General features: G+C 63.0%; 15 protein-coding genes. 14 read left to right on the top strand and 1 reads right to left on the bottom strand.

Translation table 11 applies throughout. The features are described 5' to 3' along the window. Positions 1 to 13 precede the first annotated feature (13 nt). The 13 genes from BQ8008_RS06830 to BQ8008_RS06770 all read left to right on the top strand — a co-directional run bounded on the left by BQ8008_RS06830 (position 14) and on the right by BQ8008_RS06770 (position 22,512). Complete coding sequence (locus tag BQ8008_RS06830) at positions 14 to 7,750, top strand: non-ribosomal peptide synthetase (protein WP_234415269.1); 7,737 nt, start codon at positions 14 to 16, stop codon at positions 7,748 to 7,750. Between the two features lie 139 nt (positions 7,751 to 7,889). Beyond that, positions 7,890 to 8,519 carry an MptD family putative ECF transporter S component gene (locus BQ8008_RS06825; protein WP_108833359.1) on the top strand — a complete coding sequence of 210 codons (630 nt, stop codon included), beginning with the start codon at positions 7,890 to 7,892 and terminating at the stop codon, positions 8,517 to 8,519. Continuing rightward, positions 8,519 to 9,259: an energy-coupling factor transporter transmembrane component T gene (locus tag BQ8008_RS06820; RefSeq protein ID WP_108833358.1), complete on the top strand. Its 741-nt coding sequence runs from the start codon at positions 8,519 to 8,521 to the stop codon at positions 9,257 to 9,259. Before BQ8008_RS06825 ends, BQ8008_RS06820 begins: the two co-directional genes overlap by 1 nt. A 3-nt stretch (positions 9,260 to 9,262) precedes the next feature. Beyond that, the gene (locus tag BQ8008_RS06815; protein WP_108833357.1) at positions 9,263 to 10,738 is read left to right on the top strand and encodes an ABC transporter ATP-binding protein; all 1,476 of its coding nucleotides are present in this window, start codon (positions 9,263 to 9,265) and stop codon (positions 10,736 to 10,738) included. A 240-nt stretch (positions 10,739 to 10,978) separates the two neighbouring features. Next, on the top strand, positions 10,979 to 11,971 hold the full coding sequence (locus BQ8008_RS06810; RefSeq protein WP_108833356.1) for an ABC transporter ATP-binding protein: 993 nt from the start codon (positions 10,979 to 10,981) through the stop codon (positions 11,969 to 11,971). Positions 11,972 to 11,974: 3 nt separating this feature from the next. After that, positions 11,975 to 12,766 (top strand): ABC transporter permease, encoded by a 792-nt coding sequence (locus BQ8008_RS06805; RefSeq protein ID WP_108833355.1) that lies wholly within the window; start codon positions 11,975 to 11,977, stop codon positions 12,764 to 12,766. Next, positions 12,759 to 13,541 carry an ABC transporter permease gene (locus BQ8008_RS06800; protein WP_108833354.1) on the top strand — a complete coding sequence of 261 codons (783 nt, stop codon included), beginning with the start codon at positions 12,759 to 12,761 and terminating at the stop codon, positions 13,539 to 13,541. Before BQ8008_RS06805 ends, BQ8008_RS06800 begins: the two co-directional genes overlap by 8 nt. Continuing rightward, positions 13,448 to 14,371, top strand: coding sequence for a thioesterase II family protein (locus BQ8008_RS06795; protein WP_325048125.1), 924 nt, complete (start codon positions 13,448 to 13,450; stop codon positions 14,369 to 14,371). The genes BQ8008_RS06800 and BQ8008_RS06795 overlap by 94 nt, the downstream gene beginning before the upstream one ends. A 212-nt stretch (positions 14,372 to 14,583) precedes the next feature. Further along, the gene (locus BQ8008_RS06790; RefSeq protein ID WP_159086778.1) at positions 14,584 to 15,150 is read left to right on the top strand and encodes a 4'-phosphopantetheinyl transferase family protein; all 567 of its coding nucleotides are present in this window, start codon (positions 14,584 to 14,586) and stop codon (positions 15,148 to 15,150) included. A gap of 246 nt (positions 15,151 to 15,396) precedes the next feature. After that, positions 15,397 to 16,977, top strand: a complete 1,581-nt coding sequence (locus BQ8008_RS06785) for an IS1634 family transposase (protein ID WP_108833352.1) — start codon at positions 15,397 to 15,399, stop codon at positions 16,975 to 16,977. 113 nt (positions 16,978 to 17,090) lie between these two features. Continuing rightward, the gene (locus BQ8008_RS06780; protein ID WP_108833351.1) at positions 17,091 to 18,824 is read left to right on the top strand and encodes an ABC transporter ATP-binding protein; all 1,734 of its coding nucleotides are present in this window, start codon (positions 17,091 to 17,093) and stop codon (positions 18,822 to 18,824) included. A 146-nt stretch (positions 18,825 to 18,970) separates the two neighbouring features. Further along, positions 18,971 to 21,121, top strand: coding sequence for an ABC transporter ATP-binding protein (locus BQ8008_RS06775; RefSeq protein ID WP_325048124.1), 2,151 nt, complete (start codon positions 18,971 to 18,973; stop codon positions 21,119 to 21,121). 95 nt (positions 21,122 to 21,216) lie between these two features. Next, a complete protein-coding gene (locus BQ8008_RS06770) occupies positions 21,217 to 22,512 on the top strand; it encodes a glycosyltransferase (protein ID WP_234415267.1) in 1,296 nt (431 codons plus the stop codon). 51 nt (positions 22,513 to 22,563) lie between these two features. On the opposite strand, the gene BQ8008_RS06765 is transcribed toward BQ8008_RS06770, so the two are convergent. Continuing rightward, positions 22,564 to 22,752, bottom strand: a complete 189-nt coding sequence (locus BQ8008_RS06765; protein WP_108833349.1) for a hypothetical protein — start codon at positions 22,750 to 22,752, stop codon at positions 22,564 to 22,566. A 258-nt stretch (positions 22,753 to 23,010) separates the two neighbouring features. Between BQ8008_RS06765 and BQ8008_RS06760 the strand changes: the two genes are divergently transcribed. After that, positions 23,011 to 24,825, top strand: a complete 1,815-nt coding sequence (locus tag BQ8008_RS06760) for an ABC transporter ATP-binding protein (protein WP_108833348.1) — start codon at positions 23,011 to 23,013, stop codon at positions 24,823 to 24,825. Position 24,826 lies beyond the last annotated feature (1 nt).

Here is a 24,826-nt window from a genome sequence, read left to right as displayed (position 1 = left end):
GGAAGGACGACGCGTGCTGACCAAAGACGAGATCCGTGAGCGGCTCCGTAAGTCCCTGTCCACGTTGATCGGTGATGAGGTCGCGCTGGAGGACACGGACAACCTTCTTAAGCTGGGGCTGGAGTCCCTCCCCACCATGCGGCTGCTCGCCGAGTGGATCAAACAGGGGTACCGCGTGTCCTTCGGCTCCTTCATGCGCAGTCCTACCATCGCTCAGTGGGCCGACATGCTGTACGAAGCCGCTCCCGGAGGGCCGGCCGACGACTCGGCTGACGACCAGGCTGACGGTCCTGACGAAGCCGCTCCGGCGGATAGCAACCCTCATCCCTCCGACGCTGCAGACTTCGAGCCCTTCGACCTCACAGACGTCCAGTACGCCTATTGGATCGGTCGTGGTCGGGAGCAGCAGCTGGGCGGTGTCGGTTGCCACGGGTATGTCGAGATCGAGGCCGGGGCTATCGACGCGCCACGGCTGGAGGCCAGTTGGAACGCCGTGCTGCGAGCACACCCCATGCTCAGGGCCTGCTACACCCGAGACGGCCAGCAGCGCGTGCTGCCCGAGCCACCGGACGCCACCGTCGTCGTGCACGATCTGACCGACCTGGATGAGCAAGGACAGCAGGCGGCGCTCCTGGAGATGCGCGACACGCTGTCCCACCGGCTGCTGGACATTGAGAACGGCCAGGTGTGCTGCCTCCAGGTCAGCCGCCTGAGTCAGGACCGCGCCATCGTCCACTTCGACATCGACCTTCTCGTGTGCGATGTGCGCAGCTTCCAGATCATCCTGCGCGACCTAGCCCATCACTATCTCACTGGACAGCCACCCAGGGTGGACCCGTCCTGGAGCTTTGCGACCTATCTGAAGGAGAAGGCGCGTCGGGACGCGGCGAACCGTGAACAGGACGAGGAGTACTGGCGCTCGCGCCTCCCCGAGCTGACCGGAGGTCCTCAGCTCCCTGTGCGCCAGGGCTCCGAGCTGACGACGACGATCCCACGTTTCACCCGCCGTTCGCACACCTTCAACCAGAAGTCCTGGCAGGACCTGCGGGCACTGTGCGAGGACCACGGGACGACCCCGGCCATGGTCCTGCTGACCGCGTACGCGCGCACCATTGCCGGCTGGAGTGAGGACAAGCGGTTTCTCATCAGCATCCCACTGTTCAACCGGGACTCCGATCCTGCGATCGAGGACGTCGTCGCCGACTTCACCACCCTCACCCTCACCCAGGTCGATCAGTCGTGTCACCGCCGCTTCGTCGATGACCTCGGCGCCATCCAGGACTCCTTCTATGAGGATGTCTCCCACTCGGCGTACTCCGCGGTCAAGGTGCTGCGTGACCTGCGCTCTCAGCGGGGCGAGCAGGTCCTCGCCCCGGTGGTGTTCTCCTGCAATCTTGGCAGCCCCCTGGTGGACGAGGAGTTCGTCGAGGCATTCGGCGAGATCGGATACATGATCTCGCAGACTCCTCAGGTGTGGATCGACCTGCAGGTCTTCAACACCATCGACGGGTTCACCCTCATCTGGGACGCCGTCGAGCAGATCTTTCCCACCGGACTCCTGGATGAGATGTTCGACTGCCTTGTCCGTGAGATCGAACGGGTCATCTCCGCCGGGCTGGATCACGGCGACGTCGTCGAGAGCCGCGGCGTGGCTCAGCGCCGTTGGGCGCTTGCGGACCTGCCCCGGTGGCGGCTGCCCGACTCGACGCTCATCGACCGCTTCTTCGACACCGCGGCACGTCACCCGCAGTCCGAGGCCGTCAGCACCGGCGACGGCCAGGTGACGACGTACCATGAGCTGGCCGCTCGCGCGCGAGCAGTCGCCCAGTCCCTGGTGGCAGCCGGAGCGGGCACAGGAGACCTGACGGCCGTGATGCTTCCCCGGGGACCGGAGCAGATCGTCGCGGCGCTCGGAGTGATGGCCGCCGGCATGGCCTACGTACCGATCAGCCCGAGCCAGCCTCAGCAACGGGTCGCCACCATTGTCTCCTCTCCTCGACTGCGTTTCCTCCTGACTGACGACCCCTCACCGGACCACTGGGCGCAAGCCGGCGTTACCGTCATCACCTTCGATGAGGCCCTTGCCGGTGACCAGGACGTCAGTCTTCCCGCCGTGGGGCCGGCGGATTCCGCCTACGTCATCTACACGTCGGGAACGACAGGGACGCCCAAGGGTGTGGAGATGAGCCACGGGGCCGTGTGGAACACGATTGAGACGGTGAGCAGAAGGATCGGGCTAGGCCCCCAGGATGCGGTCCTGGGCGTCTCGGCCTTCGACTTCGACCTCTCGGTCTACGACGCCTTCGGCACTCTCTGCGCCGGGGGGACGCTGGTGACGATTCCCGAGTCGGCTCGTCGAGACGCCGACTACTGGCTCAGGGCGGTTCAATCTCACCGCATCACCGTGTGGAACTCGGTTCCCGTGCTGTTCGAGATGCTTCTGACCAGCGCCGAACAGGACCCGCGCCCGCTGGCGAGCCTGCGCCACGTCCTGCTTTCCGGCGACTGGATCGACGTGAGCCTGCCGGCACGGCTGAGGACGCTCTTGCCCAGCTGCCGCCTGCTCGCGATGGGAGGGGCCACCGAGGCCGCGATCTGGTCGAACGCTCTCGACGTCGATGAGGTTCCCGAGGAATGGGTGTCCATCCCCTACGGGCGCGCGCTGGATCGCCAGGCCTACCGCGTGGTCGACGCCACCGGGCGGGACTGCCCGGACTACGTCGTCGGCGAGCTGTGGATCGGCGGGCTCGGTGTGGCCAGGGGATACGTTGACGACCCCCGACTCACGCAGGACAAGTTCGTCGTCCACGAAGGAAGCCGCTGGTACCGCACCGGCGACCTGGGAAGGTTCTGGCACGACGGCACCCTGGAGTTCCTCGGCCGGTCCGACACCCAGATCAAGCTGCGCGGTCACCGCATCGAGCTCGGTGAGATCGAGGCGGCCTGTGAGGCGCTGCTCGCCGCGAAACGGGCCGTGTGCGTCCTGCACCCGGGGCAGAGCGCCCAGTCCCTGGTGACGTTCATCCAGCCGGAGACCGCTCCGGTTCCCGATCCCGCGCCGTCCGAGGCAGTGAGCCTGGAAGCCGCCGACGTGCTCGCGCCTCTACTCACCGACGACGCGATGCTTGAGGCCATCGCGCACGACGAGAAGGTACAGGACGCATACGCCCGCCAGACCATGCGGCGGTGGATCCAGCGCCTCGCAGATCGCGATGCCGGTCCCGACGCAGCCGACTCACCCATCCGGCTTGATCGACTGAGGCGACGGTGGGCGCAGTGGCTCACCCAGGACACGGTGACGACTCCTGTGACGGCAGCTGAGCGAGCGGAGCTCGACGGCTTCATCACCCCCTTCGGCAAGACGTTCATCGACGACGAGGCGCCGATGAACGCGGCCGATCTTGTTCAGTCACCCGACTTCCTGCCCATCGAGGCCTTCATCGCCGATCGGCCTCTGGGCCGGCTCACCCATCGTGCGATCCGAGCACTCCTGGACGAGATCCACCGACAGCTCGGCAGCGGGCTGAGGGTGCTCGAGGTCGGTGCCAGACGGATGAACGAGACCGAGGAGTACCTCCGCGCCACCCAGCCGTCCCTCTATGTCGTCGCGGACTACTCCCGGTACTACCTGGACCAGGTGGAACGGCTTGCAGACGGACGGTTCGAGCAGATGCTGCTCACGCCCCGGGCTCAGGCCCCGGCCGCCGAGAAGGGGACTTTCGCCGACCAAGGGATCGACCTGGCGATCTGCAACCAGACGCTCCATCAGTCCGTCGACATCGACGCGACTCTTCGCAGAATCCGCAAGCTGCTCAAGCCGCAGGGAACGCTGATCCTCCTCGAGCCGACGGGGGCGTCCCCGTTGGCCGACATCAGCGCGGCATTCTTCAGCCCCGACTATCGAGATGCTCGCCGTCATACCGGAGACATGCTTCTCACCGCGGAGGAATGGGCCGAGGCGCTGGAACGCACGGGCTACACCCGGGTCTCGCGCACCAACCTGACGGACTCCCTGATCCTCCTCATCGCCTCCGGGACTGGAGCGGAGACTCCCACCCTCCTGTCGCAGCAGCACTACGAAGAGGCCATCGTGCTGTTGTCGAGGCGATTGCCCGACTACATGCTGCCCCACAGGATCGTGCGCGTATCGGACTTTCCTGTGACGGCCAACGGCAAGGTGGACCGCAAAGCGCTCGCGGCTCTGGTACCGCTGGAGCAGTCTGAAGACGGCCAGGGCACTCGCGCAGAGCCTGTGACGCAGACCGAGGCCAGGCTGATCGAGATCTGGAACGCTCTGCTGGGGACGGATGCCAGTCCCGACAGCGACTACTTCCGACTCGGTGGTGACTCGTTGATGGCCACCAGGCTCAGGCGGCAGATCGAGGAGTGCTTCGAGATCGAGTTCAGCCTGGAGGTCGTCTTCGAGGCTCCGGTACTCGCTGATATGGCGGCGCGAATCGAGGCCAGTGCGAGCCAGGTCCCTTCCAAGGCCGAGCTGCCAGCGATGGAGCACGGTGAGGACCAGTACGAGCCCTTCCCCCTGACCGATGTGCAGCAGTCCTACCTCATCGGGAGCTCGGGAGCCATTGAGCTGGGGGACGTATCGAGCCACTGCTACGTCGAGATGGACGTGCCCGTGCTCGATCTGGAGAGGTTGGAGGACTCCTTCAACGCTCTCATCAGCCGACACCCTATGCTCCGCGCCGTTGTCTGCGATGACGGTCTGACTCAACGCTTCCTGCCAGAAGCGCCTCACTACACGATCGTCGAAGTCCCGGACGACAAGACACCTGAGGACAGACGGATCGCCGAGGTGAGGCGGGAGATGTCGTGTCAAAGGTTCGATCCCCGCCGCTGGCCGTGCTTCGACGTGCGCTACACGGCCTTCGGGGACCGCGGAGCACGGCTCTTCCTCAGCTTCGACAACACCTTCGTCGACGGTTGGAGCATGTTCCAGGTGTTCCGCGAGTGGAAGGAGCTGTATGAGGTAGGCCCCCTGTCCATTGACGCGGAGGCGACCGCATACTCCTTCAAGGACTACGTGGAGGCCACAGTCCGTCTGAGGGCCGGCGATGCGTATCGCCGGGACCTGCAGTACTGGGAGGATCACCTGAGCCAGATCCACCCGGCGCCGCAGCTGCCCGTGTCGCCCGTCGACGCCTCCTCGGAGTTCGTGAGGCAGCAGGCACGTATCGACGCCCCCGTCTGGGGCGCTGCCAAGGAGCGGATACGAGCCGAGGGCCTGACCGAGGCCGCGTTCCTGGCGGAGGTCTACGCGGAGGTACTGGCTGCCTACAGCGAGAGCCCGAGGCTCAGCATCAACCTGACGCAGTTCGACCGGATCCGGTTCGCTCCCGAGGTCGACTCCATCGTGGGTGACTTCACGAGCCTGTCGATCCTGAGCGTGGACACTCACAGCGGCTCCTCCTTCAGTGAGCGCGCTCGTGCACTTCAACGGCGGATGTGGAGCAACCTCGCTCACAGTCACGTCTCCGGAGTCGCGGTGGAACGCATGCTCAACCGGCAGCGCAGGTCCCAGATCACCATGCCAGTGGTGTTCACCTGCGGGCTGGGCGTCGTCGAGCAGGGCCCAGATACTGCTCATCCGTATCTGGGGAGTATCGACCACGGTCTGTCTCAGACACCTCAGGTGTGGATGGACCTGCAGGTGTACGACGACGCCGGAAGCCTTGTCCTCAACCTCGACTCCGTCGAAGGCATCTTCCCCGACGGGATGGTGGCCGAGATGTTCCGGGCGCTCACTCAGGCTGTACGGCTACTGGCGACGACCTCAATCTTCTGCGATGAGACGCTCACGGTCTGCCCGAGGTTCAACACGGAGGCGATCGCCGAGCTCAACGCCACCGAGACATCGGATGCCGGAGCCTTGGACACGAGAACCACCGACCCGACGCTGCTCGAACTGTTCCATGAGAGCCGTCATCGCCACGCCGAACGGGCAGCGGTGATCGATCAGTCACGCGAGCTGACCTATGCCGAGCTGGACGCCGAGTCGGATCAATGGGCCCGGCTCATCGCCGCCCAGGCGCTTGCACCGGGCAGCGTCGTGGCGATACTCATGGAGAAGTCGGCCTACCAGGTCAGTGCAGCTCTCGGCGTGCTCAAGGCGGGCTGCGCGTACCTGCCGCTCAATGCCACTCATCCTCAGGCCCGCAACGGCAGAATCATCGCCGACGCCGGAGCCCGCATCATCCTGACCGATAGCCATGACCACGTGAGCGAGACCATGGTGCGGCAGTGCGTCGTCATGTCAGTGCCGGAGGTGCAAGAAAGTACTGCCGGCACAGTCGATGCCGTCCGTCCTACCCGCGCAACGGGTGAGCAGGATGATGATGCATGGCGCGGGTCAGCGAGGGCGTCCGTGGAACCCTTCCCGCGTCACACGGACTCCCGCGCGGATGAACCGGCCTACATCATCTATACCTCGGGGACCACTGGAAGACCCAAGGGAGTGGCGATCACCAACCGCTCCGCGGTGAACACCATCCGTGACGTCAACCACCGACTCAATGCCGGGCCCGACGACCGGATTCTGGCCCTGTCTCAGATGAACTTCGACCTGTCCGTCTATGACGTCTTCGGAATGCTCGCCTGTGGCGGGGCAGTGGTCATGCCCTCACCGGCAGCCGAGCTCGAGCCGTCGCACTGGTGGGATCTGGTGCGGTCACATGGCGTCACGCTGTGGAACTCCGTACCCGCGCTCTTCTCGATGTATGCCGGCCATCTCAAGGACAGAGCACTTGTCGACGAAACCACCCGAGCGGTGCTCCTGAGCGGTGACTGGATCCCGGTCGACATCGCGCTGCGCGTCGCAGAGACCTTCAAGAGCTGTCGAGCCTATGGGCTGGGCGGAGCGACGGAGGCATCGATCTGGTCCAACTGGTACGAGATCAGCGCCGCGGACGCCATGTTGGCGAGCATACCGTACGGCCGGCCACTGGCGAATCAAAAGATGTACATCCTCGACTCGGCCCTTGAACACCGTCCGAGTCTCGTCCCCGGAGACCTGTATATCGGAGGTCGGGGGCTGGCACTGGGCTACTGGAACGATCCTGAAAAAACAGCAGAGTCGTTTATCCACCATCCGAGATCGGGCGAGCGGCTCTATCGTACGGGTGACCGGGCCATGTATGGTCGCGATGGCAAAATCGTGTTCCTCGGACGGAGCGACAGCCAGGTCAAGGTCGGTGGCTACCGGATCGAGCTGAAGGAGATCGAGTCCGTCGCCCTTGACCTGCCCGGTGTGCGCGACTGTGTAGCCACCGTCACCGACGGCGTCATCCTCCTGTACGCCGTTGTCACCGATAAGACTCGGGACGCCCTGATAAGCCAGCACCTGGCCGAGTTCCTCCCTGACTATATGCAGCCTCGCCGAGTCATTCTGCGTGATGATCTTCCTCGTACGTGGAACGGAAAAATTGACAGAAACCTTTTAGGGTCGGAGTCGTTTGATCGGCGGGCGGAACCCGCTGCTCCAGGTAACGACAGGGAAAGAAGAGTTCTTGAGATGTGGACAAGAATCCTGGATGAGAAGGAGGTTGGCATTGATGACGACTTCTTCCAGCTCGGAGGTGATTCTCTCGCCGCCGTTCATCTTGTCAACTCGATCAAGCGAGAGATGTCGGTGGAGGTCTCTATACAAGACGTCTTCATGGCTCCGACGATTCGTTCTCTGGTAGAGCGCATTGAGAAGAGTCTTGGGGCAGATGTCGATGAAGGTGAGTTATAGGTGAAGCCTGCAGGCTGCCTCATTGAAAGGATCGGTGACACGTGAACAGCTGATGTTGAGACCTGATGCCGGCAAGAACCGCACGGCTTTTGTCGGTGAGAGATGAAAAGTATTCCGTAGCCGCTGAAGTGGAGATGAGATGGAAGACAAGGTGAATGACCGCAGTCAAGCGTCGAGATATCAAAGACTCAATATTACGGACTTCATGACGATAGGTATTTTCTTCGTCATCATCACGCTGGTGGGAACGGTCGTGGCATTCGTGGGGATCACTCCAGTGACGTTCGTGATGGTCAGCTCCATCCAGGGTCTGGTTCTCGGCATCCCCACCATGCTGTTCTACTCCAAGGTCAAAAAGCCCGGGATGCTGCTGATCACGGCGATATTGTCGGGGACGTTCAGCCTTCTCATGGCGCTCGGTCCGTATCACTTGATCGTTGGGGTGCTGCTGGCTCTGGTTGCAGAGCTCATCCTATGGTCCGGTCAGTACAAGAGTGCCCGCAACAGCGTTATCGCATATATGCTCACCTCGATCGCCGTCACAGCGAACTATATTCCGCTGTTCTTTGCCACAAGAAGCTACATTCTGAATAGTGACATGGCGGGGAAATATAGTGAGGGGATGGCCAGGGGGATGACCGAGATCGGCGAACGAGGCTTTGCTCTGTATGCCGTCATCGTTGGAGCGACGGCCGTGACGTCCCTTCTTGGTGGTATCCTCGGAAGAAAAGTGTTCAACAAGCACTTCCGGCGCGCAGGAATCGTGTGATGCGTGCGGCATCCCCAGGGCTGGGTGGATCCACTGGTGGGCTGGTGCTGGATCCGCGGACGAAGCTTCTCATTGTCGTAATCGTCTCCTGGGTGCTCATGTCCACCTCCGGTAGCGAGTCCAGGTCTGTCATGGTGGTGAGATGGCTTCTTATAGCCCTGCCCTTCTTCCTGCTCGTTCTCTCGAGGATCTATGGGCCTGCCCTGCGCTATGCAATAACCTACGCAGCTCTTGCCGGCCTGCCTCCGCTCATATGGAGGGTCATGACTGCGGGCAACGCCATGCTCGATATCACTCTTACATGGCTGGGGGCGCTCTCTCTCATTGTCCCAGGAATGACGTGCGGACTTTACATGCTGCGTACCACGACCGCTAGTGAGTTTCTTGTGGCGATGCAACGTATTCACTGCCCGGACGTGCTCACCATCCCCACCGCCATTATCTTCCGCTTCTTCCCAACCGTGAGGGAGGAGTATCGAGACATCAAGACCGCCATGCGGATGCGAGGTGTCGGAGGCATCCGGCAACCGATCAGAATGCTGGAGTACCGGCTTGTTCCTCTGTTGGTCTCGGTAGTCAGTATCGGTAACGAGCTGTCGCGGTCCGCGGTCACGAGGGCGCTGGGGGCCAAGCGCAAGAGAACCAGTGTTTGCGACATCAGGTTCCGGATCATTGACGGCGCAGCACTAGTGCTGCTTGCAGCCTGTGCCTGGGTCGTGTTTATCGGAAAGGTGTGGTAGTGCATGCTTGAACTGAAGAACGTGACGATGGCGTATGGCGAGGAGGACGGCCCTCCGGTGCTTGATGACATCAGCCTGCGTATCGAGCAGGGTGAGGTCGTCCTGCTTTGTGGTGAGTCCGGTTGCGGCAAGACGAGCATGCTGTGGATGATTAACGGGGTCGCGCGCTACTTCTTCCAGGCTCAGGTATCCGGCGAGGTTCTGCTGAACGGTGAGAACATCGCTCATCAAGAGGCGAGCGACATCGCCCAGACGGTCGGCTCAGTGTTTCAGAACCCGAAGTCTCAGTTCTTCACGCTTGACGTGAGAAGTGAGCTCGCATTCGGCTGCGAGAACCTCGGGATTCAACCCGATGAGATCATCAGACGCCTGGCGGACGTTGAGCAGGACTTCAGCATGGGACACCTTGCGGAAAGGAGCCTCATTCAGCTCTCCGGGGGTGAGAAACAGAAAATTGCTTGCGCATCCGTAGCAGCGATGGAGCCGCAAGTTCTCCTGCTTGACGAGCCCTCTGCCAATCTCGACGTCGGTGCCGTCGAGGATCTGAGACGGACCGTGACGACCTGGAAGGAACAAGGGAAAACCATACTGATCGCCGAACATCGTCTCTACTATCTTGCCGACGTCGTCGATCAGGTGATCTATCTGAAAGACGGACGCATCGCTGCCGAGTTCACGGGAGAGGAGTTCCGGTCCCTGGGAGACGACTATCTGCGTGAACTTGGTCTCAGGTCTATTAATCCGGTGCCGGAGGTGGCGGATGAACGCGGCTCAAGTGACAGGGAGCTGCTTCTGGAGTCTTTCAGCTTCCGCTATCGGGGAACGTCTCATCCGGCTCTGAACATCGAGCGCCTGACGCTCCCCGAGGGGCGAGTTATCGGCGTTGTCGGTAAGAACGGAGCCGGTAAAACGACGTTTGTGCGGTCACTGGCGGGACTTGATTCCAAGGCCAAAGGAGTTCTCCACCACGGAGGGTGCACCTATCGCAGGCCGAAAGAGCGCCTGCGGCACGTCTACCTTGTCATGCAGGACGTCAATCACCAGCTCTTCGGCGAGAGTATCGATAGTGATCTGTTCATTGACTCCGAGAGTTTTCTTCGTGATCGAGAATCTGAGATTACCGAGATTCTGACGTCACTGAACCTGGCTGACAAACGGGATAGGCACCCGATGTCACTTTCCGGTGGTGAGCGTCAGCGGGTCGCCATAGCCGGTGCCTTGGTGTGCGGCAGAGAGATCCTCATTTTCGATGAGCCTACCAGCGGGCTGGACTACAGGCACATGAAGCAGGTCGCCAAGGAGCTCGGCGATCTCGCCCTACAGGGCAGAACAGTTTTCGTCGTTACTCATGACATCGAGCTCCTCGCTGAGTGCTGCGACTTCCTTCTGCTCATTGATGGCGGGGAGGTCGGGATTGCGAAGCACTGCGATACTGATGTGCTACGTGAAATTATGGGACTGCTGAAGGAAGGAAACTGACAGGGAGGATCTGTGAATGGGGTCGCGTCGTCTGTGTCGTGCGCCGGTCCGATTCGGTGCCGATCTGCTTGCATGTCTCGTGTCCCGCCGCCGGTGAGTCGTCTCATACTTCAGGCAGCATCTGGTGCTCTTGGTAAGAGTCGATTAAGGTGAACTTCGTTCACGCTTACGTCTGTGGTCCTACGTCTTCGTGGATGACGAGCTGCTCGTTGACAGCCGCGTCGTGAAGGGAGAGCACTTATGTTCCAGTTACCGACAGCAGAACATGATCAAGCAGCACTGCGTGTGTGTGACCTGTGTAAGACGTTCGGACGCGGGAGCAAAGCGACTGATGTGCTCAAAGGGCTCACGTTTGAGGTGCCGCAAGGACACGTTGTGTCTCTGCTCGGCGCTAACGGCGCCGGTAAGACGACACTGGTCAACATAGCCTCCACGCTCATGCTCCCGACCTCGGGTGAGATCTCCGTGTGTGGCACGGATGTGGTGGCGGACCCCGCGGCAGTGAGGCGGTGCATCTCCCTGACGGGACAGTTCGCCGCGGTGGACGGAGAGCTGACCGGCAGGGAGAACCTGGTGTTCTTCGGCCGCCTGCACGGACTGAGCGCGGCCGGGGCTCGTGAACGTGCTGACGAGCTCCTAGAGGCTTTCCGGCTGGCCGACGTCGGCGATCGACGAGTGGCGAACTACTCGGGTGGAATGCGGCGCCGTCTTGACATTGCCGCCTCGCTGATCGTTGAGCCCTCCCTGCTCTTCCTCGATGAGCCGACGACCGGCCTGGACCCGTTGTCCCGTCATGAGCTGTGGGACGTGATCGACGACCTGCGTGACCGTGGGGTGTCGGTGCTGCTCACCACCCAGTATCTCGATGAGGCCGAAAGGCTCTCCGATGACATCGTGGTGCTGCGCGAGGGGCGGGTGGTGTCCCAGGGCACTGCCAGTGAGCTCCGCCGTCAATTCGGTGCACCGATGTGCCGCCTGGGCTTCGATGAGGCCGATACGGCCAGACGATGCGCCGAGTCTCTTCTTCCGGAGGTACTCGATCGTCCAGCCAGCGACTTCCAGGTCGATACTCTGGAGGTTTTGTTCACTTCACACGACGGGATTCACGACCTGTCCCGAGGGGCGGAGGGGCTGGCGGCCCTCGGGATCGACGTGGTTTCGGCTTCGCTCAGCCCTCCGTCCCTCGATGAGGTCTTCATGGGCACAGCATTCGAAGCTGTTGCGGAGGACTGAAGCATGGGCCGTTCCTTGACGTCGGACGCCGAGATCCTGCCGAGCAATCTCACCGCGTTATGGGGCGCCACCTGGCGCAACTCGGTGCGTCTGTCACGAAACTCGGCGTCCTTGGTCTCGGCGCTGGTGATCCCCGGAGTATTCATGCTGGCGTTCTGGGCCGTTTTCGGTCATGCCGCCAGCCGCTCCGGATTCGACTACGCCCTGTTCCTCATGGCGGCATCCATGTTCCAGGCGGTGATGTTCGCCGCCGGAGGGTCGGCGATGGCACTGGCCGTTGACGTGGAGTCCGGACTTCTGGGGCGGATGCGAGCGATGCCGATCCACGCCATGGTAGTCATCGGTGGTCGTATGCTCGCAGACCTGGTGCGCTCGATCGCCTCGTTGTGCGCTGTGATCGGAGTTGGGCTCGCCTGCGGTGCAAGACCGGCGAGCTGGACAAGGCTCGGCCTGACGTTCCTCGTGGCTTTGGTGATGGGTGAGGTACTGGTACTGGTTTTCCTGGGCATCGCCCTGCGTTCAAGTCATCCGGTTCAGACGGCGGGACTCATACAGGCTCTGGAGATGCCGTTGCTCATGCTGTCAACGGCGTTCATTCCACTGAGCACGTTACCGGACTGGCTCGAGCCGATCATCGCCCACATGCCCTTCTCTCCGATGATCGATACCAACCGTGCCCTGTTAACGGGTGTCTCTCCCGGCGGCTCTGGCTGGGAAACGCTGGCCTGGCTGGCCGGCGGGCTCGTCCTGGGGTCGTGGTGGGTGTCTCGAGAGTTTCGGAGGCGGAATGACTGACACCGAGAAGCTTCGTGTCAGCTGGCTGCAGGCCGTCGAGGTGCATGCAGGCAGGCTGCTGACGCGCTGGATGCGGTCACCGGCTGCAATCGTCTATACCGTGGGCGTACCGGTAGCCATGGTTGCCATCATCAGGTTGATGTTCTCCGGGATGGTCCAGCAGTTCAGCGGGACACCGATGGATATGACCGATGTGGCCATCATGGTCGCGGTCTCCCAGGCCTTCACCGGCGGGCTGTCTGGGGCGGGCGCAATCGTTCAGGAACGTCACGAGGGACTGCCGCAGCGGCTGGCCACGTTACCGGGACCCCGTGGCACAGCAATTTCTGGACGCATTCTCGCCGAGTCGATACGCGCTTTCGCCTCGATGCTGGTGGCCTTGGCCGTCGGGGCACTGTGCGGTGCATCCTTCGGTGGGCCGGTGCACCTCCTGGGGATCATTGCCAGCCTGACGGTCGTTGCCATGGCGGCGGGTGCTTTCGGAGTCATGCTCGGCTACGTCGTGGAGACCCCGCAAGGCGCTTTCAGTTTCACTCCTCTTGTCATGGCGTTCACGGTCTTCAATACAGCCATGATGCCGCGGGACATGTACGCGGCTGCACTTCGTCCTTTTGTCGACGCCTCTCCGGTAACCGCGGTCTCACGTCTTGTCGATGCTATCGTCTCCGAGCGGGTCCAAGCATGGCAGATTCTGGTTTTTTTCTGCTGGTTCGTAGGGCTGGTCCTTCTCAGTGCGCTGGTCCTGAGTCGCAAGATGAATGGTCTCCAGCGCTAGGATGGTCGACAGCATTTCTGTCGGTAAAAGAAGAGGAGAAAACGGTGGGGCTCGACATGAGGCCGTTTCCATTTTTTGTTGACTCCGCTGGTGATCGGTTGTTGTTCTGTTTCCATCATGCGGGAGGGAGTGCTTCAGTATACCGTTACTGGGTGGAACGTGATCCTCGGGTCGCCGTCGTTCCGGTTGAGCTCCCGGGCAAGGCGACCCGAATGAGTGAGCAGTGGATTGATGATTTTTCTCTGTTGGTCAGAAGCCTTGCTGACAACATTCATCTTCTGGCGCACGGAGTTCCGGTGGTGCTCTATGGGCACAGCATGGGGGCAGCCCTTGCATATCAGTGCGCTGCCCATCTTCAAGAGACTTACCACCATGTTCCATTGGCTGTCGTCGTCGCCGCGCGCCAGGCCCCCGGGGAGGTGGTCGAGGGGGAGTACCGCAGCTGCATGGGGCTGGCTGCGTTGCGCGAGGAGCTGGTGAAGGTGGGGGGTACCCCTCCCGAGATCCTCGCAGATGACGCTCTCATGGAGGTTCTGCTTCCAAGTGTGCGCCGCGACTACGCGCTGCATGAGTCCTTCTGTCACGCTTCGACGGTGCTGAGGTGCCCCATCCTCGCTCTTGCAGGTTCTGAGGATCCGACGGTGACGCCGCAGATGATGGAGAAGTGGTCTCAGTACACTTCCGCTTCCTTCATGCTCAAGACTGTTCCTGGAGGTCATTTCTTTCCCGTGGACTGCGGGATCAGTTTTCTTGAGGATCTGGTGGATGACATCGATCGGATTGCGTTGGGAGATAAGTTGATCTTTCCCCAGAACTCTGTGAAGGAGTGATGGGTGCGGTATTTTGCGGTCTCGTTCATCCGATGACTCCGGGTGCTGTATCTGTGGGAAGAATTGTTGTCGGTTACGGCGAGGAGCTAGGGCGATGGGGCTCCGCAGACGCGCACGCGGAAGTTCGTTGGTGGGTGGTGAATCCTGGTGGAGTGCCCCTCAGTGCATGGTTCGCCGACTCGGAGACTGACCGCATCATGCGATTGAGGAGAATGGAGGACCGTCGCAGTCACTTCTTGGCGCACTGCCTCGCCAAAAATATGCTGGCGGACCATGTGGAGGGGATCGATGGCCCAGGTTCTGTTATCAGTCATGAGGCATCCGGTCGTCCTGTGGTTGCGTGCGGAACTGAGCTGAGCATTTCTCATTCGGTGTCAAGCGTTGCGGTTGCGGTGACTCACTCCGGGGTCGTGGGCGTAGATGTCGAGGATCTGTCTAGAGCCAATGACGTGGCGGCGGTTCGCGATATTATGTGCAGTCAGAGTGAACTGAGAATTGTTCATGAAGAAGGTTGCGATGAGATCGACCTGCTGCGGCTCTGGGTGGCCAAGGAGGCCTTGGTTAAGATCGGCGCGGTCACCCTGGATGGGTTTCGTCGGGCGGATCTTTCGGCACTGTTGTTGAACGGGCCAGTCAGCACTCAGGTGAACCGGCGCTGGTGGAGTGCGACTTGTGGAGAGGTCGATCTGACTGTCTGGCGGGACAGTCGATGTGTTGGTGCTGTGGCGCGCGCCGCATGGAGAGGCTGCTCGCAAGTGTCAACGACTGAGCGAGTGTGAGTGTTGATGCAGCGGGCGTGGTCGTTTGACGAGCGCCCGGAGCGCTGAGTCGCTGGCCGCTTACTGTCCGTATCGGAGGGTGAACATTAAAGTTCATGCGCCCATGTCGGGACAGGTGTCGTCAAAGGATCTGACCTGACTCCTGACTTTTTTGTTGGTTGAAGGTGTTGGTGGTGGGTTTTCGTTGGGATTGTGCGGGTGGCTGAGTTGGTTCGGGCACTAATTCGGGGTGTGTAGGGTTGGTGGGTGACGCCTTCGATCAACACTTATGTGACGTCTTCTGGGGCGACGGCGGTCAAGGTCGTGTTCAAGAGCCGCGGTAGGCGCATGGTTAAGCACGTTGGCTCGGCTCATGATGAGGCCGAGCTCGCCGTCCTGATGGAAAAGGCTCGCCAGATCGCTCAGGCGGGCCAGACGAGCTTGGACCTGGAAGCCCTGGTCGGCGCGCCCAAGCCGATCGTGTCGGGCAGCGCCCTGATGGGCGCTACGACGAGCGCGCTGCTGATCCAGGTCCTGTCTCATGCCTGGGAGGTCCTTGGTCTGGGCGAGGCGGTCGACGGCGATGAGGGCTTTAAGCAGATGGTCTTCGCACGGCTGGTGGAGCCCACCAGCAAGGCGCAGGTTCCGCGGGTGCTGGGCGAGATCGGGGTTCAGCCGCTGACGGTCCGTACGCTCTACCGGTCGCTGGCCAGTTGCGTCGACAATGACTGGAGGAGCAGTATCCAGGCCGCCCTCTACAAGCGTGTCAACGCCTGCGGTGACCTCTCACTGGTCTTATACGACGTGACCACGTTGTACTTCGAGACGGAGACGGAGGATGACCTGCGCAAGGTCGGTTTCTCCAAAGAGCGCAGGGTAGATCCGCAGATCACGGTCGGCATGCTCGTCGATAGAGGCGGCTTCCCCCTCCAGGTGGGGTGCTGGGAAGGAAACCACGCCGAGACCAAGACCATCGTACCCACGGTCCAAGGCTTCCTGGACGCCCATGGTGTCGATCCGGCAGACCTGGTGGTGGTGGCGGATGCCGGCATGATGTCCTACACGAACCTGACCGCCTTGGATAAGGCTGGTTTGTCGTTCATCGTCGGGTCCAAGACCACCAAGGCGCCCTGGGACCTGGCCGAGCACACGCATTTCCACGGTGAGGCCTATACCGATGGCCAGATCATCGAGACCACCACTCCCAGGAAGGGAATCAAGTCTCTCAAGGGCAGGTCGAAGTTCAGGAGCCGCCCGGCCTGGACGCCGCAGGACAACCCGGAGTCGTGGCGGGTCGTGTGGCACTACAGCGCCAAGCGCTTCGCCCACGACAACACGACCCTGACGGCGCAGGAGAATAAGGCCAAGGCTGTGATCGACGGCGAGAAGACTGCCCGCCGCCCCAGGTTCGTGAAGGGATCCGCAGACCACTTGTCACTTGATGAGGCATCCCTCAAGCGGGCCCGCGCAACAGCGGGCCTGAAGGGCTATGTCACCAATATGACAAGTAAGCGCATGAATGCTGCTGAGGTCGTCAGCTCCTACCGGAGCCTGTGGCACGTGGAGCAGTCATGGCGAATGAGCAAGCACGACCTGCGCGCCCGCCCGATCTTCCACCACCGCAAAGACTCCATCGAAGCGCACTTGACCATGGTGATCACCGCTCTCGCCGTCGCCCGCTACCTCCAAGACACCACCGGCACATCAATCAAGAAGATCATCCATACACTCAAACCAATCCAGACCGCCCAGATCCACCTAGCCGGCCAGACGATCACCGCTAGCCACCCACTCACGCCCCAAGCCCAGACCATCCTCAACGCGCTAGACATCGCCCCCGAGATCTGACACCCCAAACGGGCACTAAACTGTCAGGACTCAGGTCTGACACCAATGCATCTAAACCGTGGAAAATCTCACTGAGGCTCCGCTGATGCCTGTCATCTGTTAGATTTGGAGACGTGCTTATTGCGCTGCTGCGTAGGTGTCTGTGTCCGTATGTAGCCCTGTTGCTGTGTGTGTTGGTGCTTCAGTTCGCTGAGGTGATGGCCTCCCTGTACCTCCCCACCCTCAACGCCGACATCATCGACAAGGGTGTGGCCACCGGGGACACCGGCTACATCTGGCGGATGGGCGCGTTCATGCTGGGGGTCAGCCTGGCCCAGGGCGTGTGTTCGGTCGCGGCGACCTATCTCGCGGCGCGCGCGGCGATGAGCATGGGCCGGGACCTGCGCGGCGAGGTCTTCGACCGGGTCAGTGGCTTCTGTGAGCGGGAGATCTCCGCTTTCGGGGTGGGCTCGCTCATCACCCGTAATACCAATGACGTCCAGCAGGTCCAGATGCTGGTGATGATGAGTGCCACGATGCTGGTGACGGCGCCATTCATGGCGGTGGGCGGCATCATCATGGCGGTCACCCGGGCGCCGGGCCTGTCGTGGTTGATCGGGGTGTCGGTGCCGGTCCTGCTGGTGGCGGTGGGCGGCATCGTGGGCCGGATGCTGCCCCTGTTCCGCTCCTACCAGGACAGGCTCGACGCCATCAACCGGGTGATGCGCGAGCAGCTCACCGGTATCCGGGTGATCCGCGCCTTCGTGCGCGAGCAGGCCGAGACGCGGCGCTTCGAGGGGGCCAACACTGATATCGCCTGGGTCGGTGAGAGGGTGGGCCAGCTCTTCGTGCTGCTGTTCCCGCTGGTGATGCTGGTGCTGGATGTCACGATCGTGGGTGTCATCTGGTTTGGCGGGCACCAGGTCGGTGACGGTGACGTGGAGGTCGGCACCCTCATCGCCTTCATGTCCTACCTCATGCAGATCCTCATGGGCATCGTCATGGCGAGCTTCATGACGATCATGATCCCGCGCGCCGCCGTGTGCGCCGAGCGCATCAGCGAGGTACTGGCCACCGCGCCGGCTATCGTCTCGGTGCCGGGGGCCGTGACCAGCTTCCCGGCTCCCGGAACGGTTGAGATGCGGGACGTCACCTTCGTCTACCCCGACGCCGACGCCCGTGTCCTGGCGGAGGTGAGCTTCACGGTCCAGCCCGGTACGACGACGGCGATCGTCGGCTCGACGGCGTCGGGCAAGTCCACGGTGGTGCGGCTGCTGGCCCGGCTGCTTCAGGCCAGCAGCGGGCAGGTGCTCATCGGCGGCACCGACGTGCGCGAGGCCGACCCCGAGGCGCTGTGGTCGCAGATGGGGCTCGTGCCCCAGCAGCCCTTCCTGTTCGCCGGGACCGTGGCCTCCAACCTGCGTCTGGGGCGCGAGCAGGCCACCGACGACGAGCTGTGGGAGGCCCTTCAGGTCGCCCAGGCCAAGGACTTCGTTGAGGCGATGGACGGGGGCCTCCAGGCCTCCATCGCCCAGGGTGGCACGAACGTCTCTGGCGGTCAGCGTCAGCGCCTGGCGATCGCCCGGGCCCTGGTGCGCCGGCCGGACATCCTCATCTTCGACGACTCCTTCTCGGCCCTGGACGTGTCCACTGACGCGCGGCTGCGCGAGGCCATGGGGCCGGCGACGGCCGGCATCACGAAGGTGATCGTGGCCCAGCGCATCTCCACGATCGTCGAGGCCGACCAGATCCTCGTCCTGGACGGCGGCCACCTGGTGGGCAGCGGCACCCACAAGAGCCTGCTGGCCACCTGCCCCGTCTACCGCGAGATCGTCACCTCCCAGCTCGGGGCGGAAACCACAGCATGAATGCCTCGGTAAGTCCTCGGAAGCGATCGCGACTGTCCGGTGGGCCGCGGCACGCGCGCAGGGCCACCGGCTGGTTGTGCTTTTCACGGAGAGCCCGGAGAGGTCGTCGTGTACCTGCGCAGGCCCCGGTCCGCGACTCGGTGATCATGACGGCGCCGGAGTCCGGCGGGGAGGACGTCGAGCCGGTGGCTGGGGCGCAGGCATCTCTTGGTGAGTTGGCTTCTGGTCCGGCCTCGGGCAGGGCCGAGGTCTTCTGGCCCTCCTTCAAGCGGATGGTCGGGCTGCTGGGCGCCTACCGGGTCTCGTTGGTGGTTGTGGCCCTGGCCGCGGTGGGCACGGTGGTGCTGGCGGTGGCGGCCCCCAAGGTGCTGGGTCAGGCCACCAACGTCATCTTCGAGAGTGTGCTGCAGGGTGTGGGCATCGACTACACCCGTCTGGGGCGGGTCCTGTCGGTGGTGCTGGCCCTCTATATCGGCTCGGCGGTCCTGAACTGGCTGCAGGGCTGGCTCCTCAACCGCGTCACGGTCAGGGTCCTGTTCCGGTTGCGCGCCCGGGTGGAGGACAAGGTCCACCGTCTGCCGCTGAGCTACTTCGACACCGTCGCGCGCGGAGAGCTGCTCAGCCGGGTGACCAACGACGTCGACAACATCACCAACACCCTCCAGCAGTCCCTGTCCAGCGCCCTGACCTCGATCCTCACGGTCGTGGGCGTGCTGGGGATGATGTTCTCCATCTCCTGGCGCCTGGCGCTGGTGGCGCTGGTCATCTTCCCGCTCATGGGCGTGGTCTTCGCCGGTATCGGGCCGCGCTCGCAGAAGGCCTTCACCAGTCAGTGGGCGCGCACCGGGCGGATCAACACCCGGGTGGAGGAGTCCTTCTCCGGACACGCCCTGGTCCAGGTCTACGGGCGCACCGAGGCGGTGCGCGAGGCCTTCGCCGCCGAGAACGAGGAGCTCTACGCCGCCTCGCTGCGCGCGCAGTTCCTCTCCGGGATCATGATGCCGATCATGCTGGTCATCGGGAACCTCACCTACGTGGCCATCGCGGTGGTCGGCGGCGCCATGGTCGCCTCCGGGTCCCTGCGCCTGGGCGACGTGCAGGCCTTCATCCAGTACTCCCAACAACTTAACCGACCAATGAGTCAGCTCGGCGGCATGGCCACGGCCGTGCAGTCCGGCACCGCCAGCGCCGAGCGGATCTTCGAGCTGCTCGACGCCGACGAGGAGCGCCCCGACACCCCCGCTACCCGCACCGCCGGCAGTACATATGGCGTCGCTGGAACACTCGCGTCCGCCGGCAGGCAAAGCTCCCCGGTAGCGGGGACGACCGACCAGGCGGGGTCCTCACAGTTGCCCAATGTGGTCGGCCAGCAGGCGGGTGTTATCGAGATGGAGCATGTGCGCTTCTCCTACAGCCCGGAGGTCGAGCTCATCGGTGACCTGTCGCTGCGGGTCGACCCCGGACACACGGTCGCGATCGTGGGGCCCACGGGAGCGGGCAAGACCACCCTGGTCAACCTGCTCATGCGCTTCTACGAGCCGGACGGCGGGCGCATCCTGCTCGACGGGCGCGACATCGCCACCATGACGCGCCACAACGTGCGCCGTCGCACCGGCATGGTCCTGCAGGACCCGTGGCTGTTCGCCGGCACGATCCGCGAGAACATCCGCTACGGGCGCCCCGGGGCCAGTGATGCCGAGGTCGAGGCCGCTGCCAGGGCGTGCTTCGTCGACCACATCATCAAGGCCCTGCCGCAGGGATACGACACTGTTCTGGAGGAGGACGCCGCGAACATCTCCGCCGGCGAGCGCCAGCTGCTCACGATCGCGCGGGCCTTCGTGGCCAACCCGGCCGTGCTCATCCTCGATGAGGCCACCAGCAGCGTGGACACCCGCACCGAGCTGCTGGTCCAGCAGGCCATGAACGCGCTGCGCCAGGGCCGCACGAGCTTCATCATCGCCCACCGCCTGTCCACGATCCGCGACGCCGACACCATCCTGGTCATGGAGCACGGCGACATCGTCGAGCAGGGCAGCCACGATGAGCTCATCGCGGCCGACGGCACCTACACCCGACTCCACGCGGCCCAGTTCATGGGTCACACCTCCATCGGTTCAGAGACATCAACATCCAGGGTTTCCTCTCAGCCTCCGAAGTGGAACTGGAGGACAGGCGTCCTGGCGTCGTTGTCATCGGCACCGTTGTCGGAGGTCGCCTGCTGGGCCATGGCTCATGGTTCTCCTGGAGCGGTGAATGAGGATATGACGGCCACGATAGAGCTCCCCGCCTTGACGTGATGAACTGATGTATTTGGATGATTGGGAGGTGCTGTCACGGTGTCGTTTGTGCGTCATGAGTTTTTCTTGTGTCGTCAATATCTGACTGGATGGTTGTGGCCGCGTATGAGTGGCTTGCATCGGAAAATAGTTGCGTTATTTCACTGCGGTTAGAAGGGTGTTGTATTGTGAAGGCTCTTGCAGTCGTTCTGGGTTCTGAAGGTGATGTCTCCCCGTTCATCGTGCTGGGGAGGCGTCTTGCTGAGCGCGGTCATAAGATGATGATTGCGGGATTCCAGGAGTTCGCTGCTCGCGTAGAAGCGGACGGAATTGACTACATTGCTGTTCCTGGAAGCTGTGAGCAGCTCATGAGACGTTTGCTGGGTGATGTTGAGAGTGTTGCGGATGCGGTTCGGGGTGTTCGCGAGATGCTCGGCAACCCCGGGATATTCGATGCCCTGGAAGGGGTGATGCGAGATGTCGACGTCGTCATGTACAACCAGTTCGGGGAAGTGGCGCGTCTTCTCTCTGCGGCAGCAGGTGTGCCGTGCGTACGCGTGCAGGTCTACCCCAGTGATCCCTGTCGGTCGTACAGTTTAGTGGATCCTCGTCGCCATGACGGTACATGGCGAGCGCCAGTCATACACCGGTTGTCGAACCTCATGATGGTCTGGGCAATGGCTCCGGTGATGAGCGCGTGGCGGCGCCGTCTAGGCCTTTCTCGGCGGTCTGTTCCAAGGCGTGTGAGAACGATCTACCAGTTCAGTCCTTCGCTCAATCCGCCGGATCCGGCTTGGGGGAGCAATGTGTATGTAACTGGGGAATGGATTGATAACTCCTCTGCCTCTGAGCGTCTCGATGCGCAGGTGGAAAACTTCCTTGGTCGCGGAGATGCTCCGTTGCTCGTCACTTTCGGTAGCGTGGTGTCCTTCCGTCTACCGCAGGCTCGGACCTGGATTGAAGAGATTCTGCTGGAGCGGAAATTGCGGGCAATTATTGTCGACCCCAGCCGTCCCAACGGTGAGAGGAATGGAATTATTGGTGTTGCGAGGGTGCCGTACGGCGCCGTGTTACCGCAGTGTCGCGGGATGATCTGCCATGGTTCCTTGGGTGCTACGGGGGCCGGGGCGCGTGCCGGCGTGCCGTGCTTGGTGATTGCCTTCGGGGGAGATCAGCATTTTCACGCGCAAACCGTGTTCCGTAATGGGGCGGGGCCGGACTATATCGATGCTCAGCGGGGAGAGCTGACGCGTCCTGTTCTTGTGTCGCGTATCGAGGAGCTCGTGAGCGGGTCCTATGATGAGGCTGCGCATGGCTTGGCTTATCGAACGGCGGACGATCCGGGAGTTGATGCAGCGGTTGACCTGCTGCTCGAGCTTTCCCTCGTTGGTGGTGGCTCGTCTCGGGCCTGATTCAACGGTGCTCGGATGGAGCACCAACCGCACTGGCCCCGATCTCGTGCCTCAGTTGAGCCTGGGGGTGTTGGAGTCGACGTCGATGTGGATCGCCGGAGGCCGTGAGGCGCTGATCCCGGCCGCCTGTCGGAGCGTCGTCTCCAGGTAGCCCCCAGGCCGCGTCCTGGCAGCGCTCCTGCCATCCTGGCCTGCCTGATTGCCGCGACTCTGCCTGATTCCACCCTCACCCGCGGGCATATCCCGGTATCCTTCACCGCGAAGGTACCTCTTCTCTGGAACGCCCGGACTTCAATCGTCCGCATTATTCCAGACGGAACGGAACCTTCACCCCTCGTTCAGCACATGGACGATGAAATCTTGCGATTAATATGTTCTCGACTGAGAGCTGCTCTTTCGCGAGATCTGTCATGAGTCTGCCCCTCCCCGGGGCGGCTCCGACGAGGCAGGACGAATCGTTCTTAGGGGGATCAAGGAACCTGAGGAGAGGACAGCAGCATGACAGTTACTGTCAATGAGCTCATCAGACCTGCGCGACGGGCCATGGTCGTTTCGGGAGTACTGACCGCTATGGGGGCCCTGATGTCCATCGTCCCCTTCGAGGCCATGCGCAACATGGCGGCTATCTGGCTGGGGGAGACCTCGCCGGAGGGATGGCGCGGCAGCCTGTGGATCTGGGCGGCGATCGCAGTCGTCGCCCTGTTCGCCTCCCAGGCCCTGTACCTGGCCGGCCTCGGGATCACGCACCTGGCTGAGGCCAGACTGCGTCACCGCCTGCGCCAGCGGATCGTTGACGCCATCAGCCGGCTGCCTCTGGGCAAGGTTGCGCAGATCCCGCACGGCACCATCCGCAAGATGGTCTGCGATGACACCGCCTCCATCCACACCCTCGTGGCCCACGTCCCCGGGGACGCCACCAACGCCGTCGTCATGGCGGGTGCCGGGGCGGCCTACCTGCTGTGGACCGACTGGCGACTGGCCTGCGCGCTGCTCGGGCTGTGGGTACTCGCCCTGGGGATCATGTCTCTGACCCTGGCCGGCATGTCAGGTATCACTGAGCGCTTCGGCGCCGCGCAGACCGCGCTGGCCGCCGCGACCGTCGAGATGATCGAGGGCATCAAGGAGATCAAGGGGTTCCAGGCCACCGACGCCTCCCGGACGCGCTTCAGCCAGGCCCGCGCCGAGTTCTCTCGGCTGTCCTACTCGTGGGTGAGCCGGTCCGGCCGCAGTATGAGCGCCATGACCGCGGTCCTGCGCCCCTCCACGGTCTTCACCACGGTCGCGCTGCTGGCCGTCCTGTTCACCTCCCAGGGGTGGACGCCGCTGTCAGCCACGCTGCCGTTCTTCCTGGTGGCCCTCGGGCTGCCGGAGGGGCTCATGATCCTCGTCGGTCTCATGCAGCACATGTACGAGTCCAGGATGGCCGCTCAGGCCACCGCCGATCTGCTCTCCCAGCCGTCGATGCCCGAGGGGACCCACGACGACGGTGAGGGGGCCGTCCCCGGGCGTGTCGAGGTCGAGGGCGTCACCTTCTCCTACGAGGTGGGCTCCCCGGTCCTGCACGGTGTGTCCTTCACCGCCGAGCCGGGAACCGTGACGGCGCTCGTCGGCCCCTCCGGGGGCGGCAAGTCGACCCTGGCCCGCCTCATCGCCCGCTTCTACGACGTCGACGACGGCGCCGTGCGCCTTAGCGGCATCGACGTGCGTGAGGCGACCTTCCCCTGGCTGCTCTCACGTGTGGCGATCGTCCTGCAGGACGTGGCCCTGGCCCACGAGTCCGTCCACCACAACATCGCCCTGGGACGTCCCGGCGCCACCCGGGAGCAGGTCGAGGCGGCGGCCCGCGCGGCCTGCATTCACGAGCGCATCACACGTCTGCCCCACGGCTACGACACGGTCCTGGGAGATACGGGCGGCTTCCTCTCCGGTGGAGAGCGCCAGCGCATCACCCTGGCGCGCGCCTACCTCCAGGACGCCCCGGTCCTCGTCCTGGATGAGGCCACAGCTCAGGCCGACCCCGCCTCCGAACGAGACATCCACCGGGCCCTGTCCCAGCTGGCGGCCGGGCGGACCGTCATCATCATCGCCCACCGCCTGTCCACGATCCGCGATGCCGACCAGATCCTCGTCGTCGACGCCGGACGCATCACCGAGCGCGGCACGCACGAGGAGCTTCTGGCCGTTGGTGGTCGCTACGCGAGGATGTGGACCAGCCAGGACCTGAGCGAGGAGACCGACGCCGCGGCACTGACGGCCTCAGCCGCCCCGGCCGAGCCGGCCGGAGACAAGGCCGTGGGACAGGAGGAGAAGTAGC

This window comes from Actinomyces sp. Marseille-P3109 (assembly GCF_900323545.1).
GTDB lineage: Bacteria > Actinomycetota > Actinomycetes > Actinomycetales > Actinomycetaceae > Actinomyces.
The sequence above is the reverse complement of the archived record's forward strand: the minus strand, read 5'-3'. Positions and strand labels throughout refer to the sequence as shown.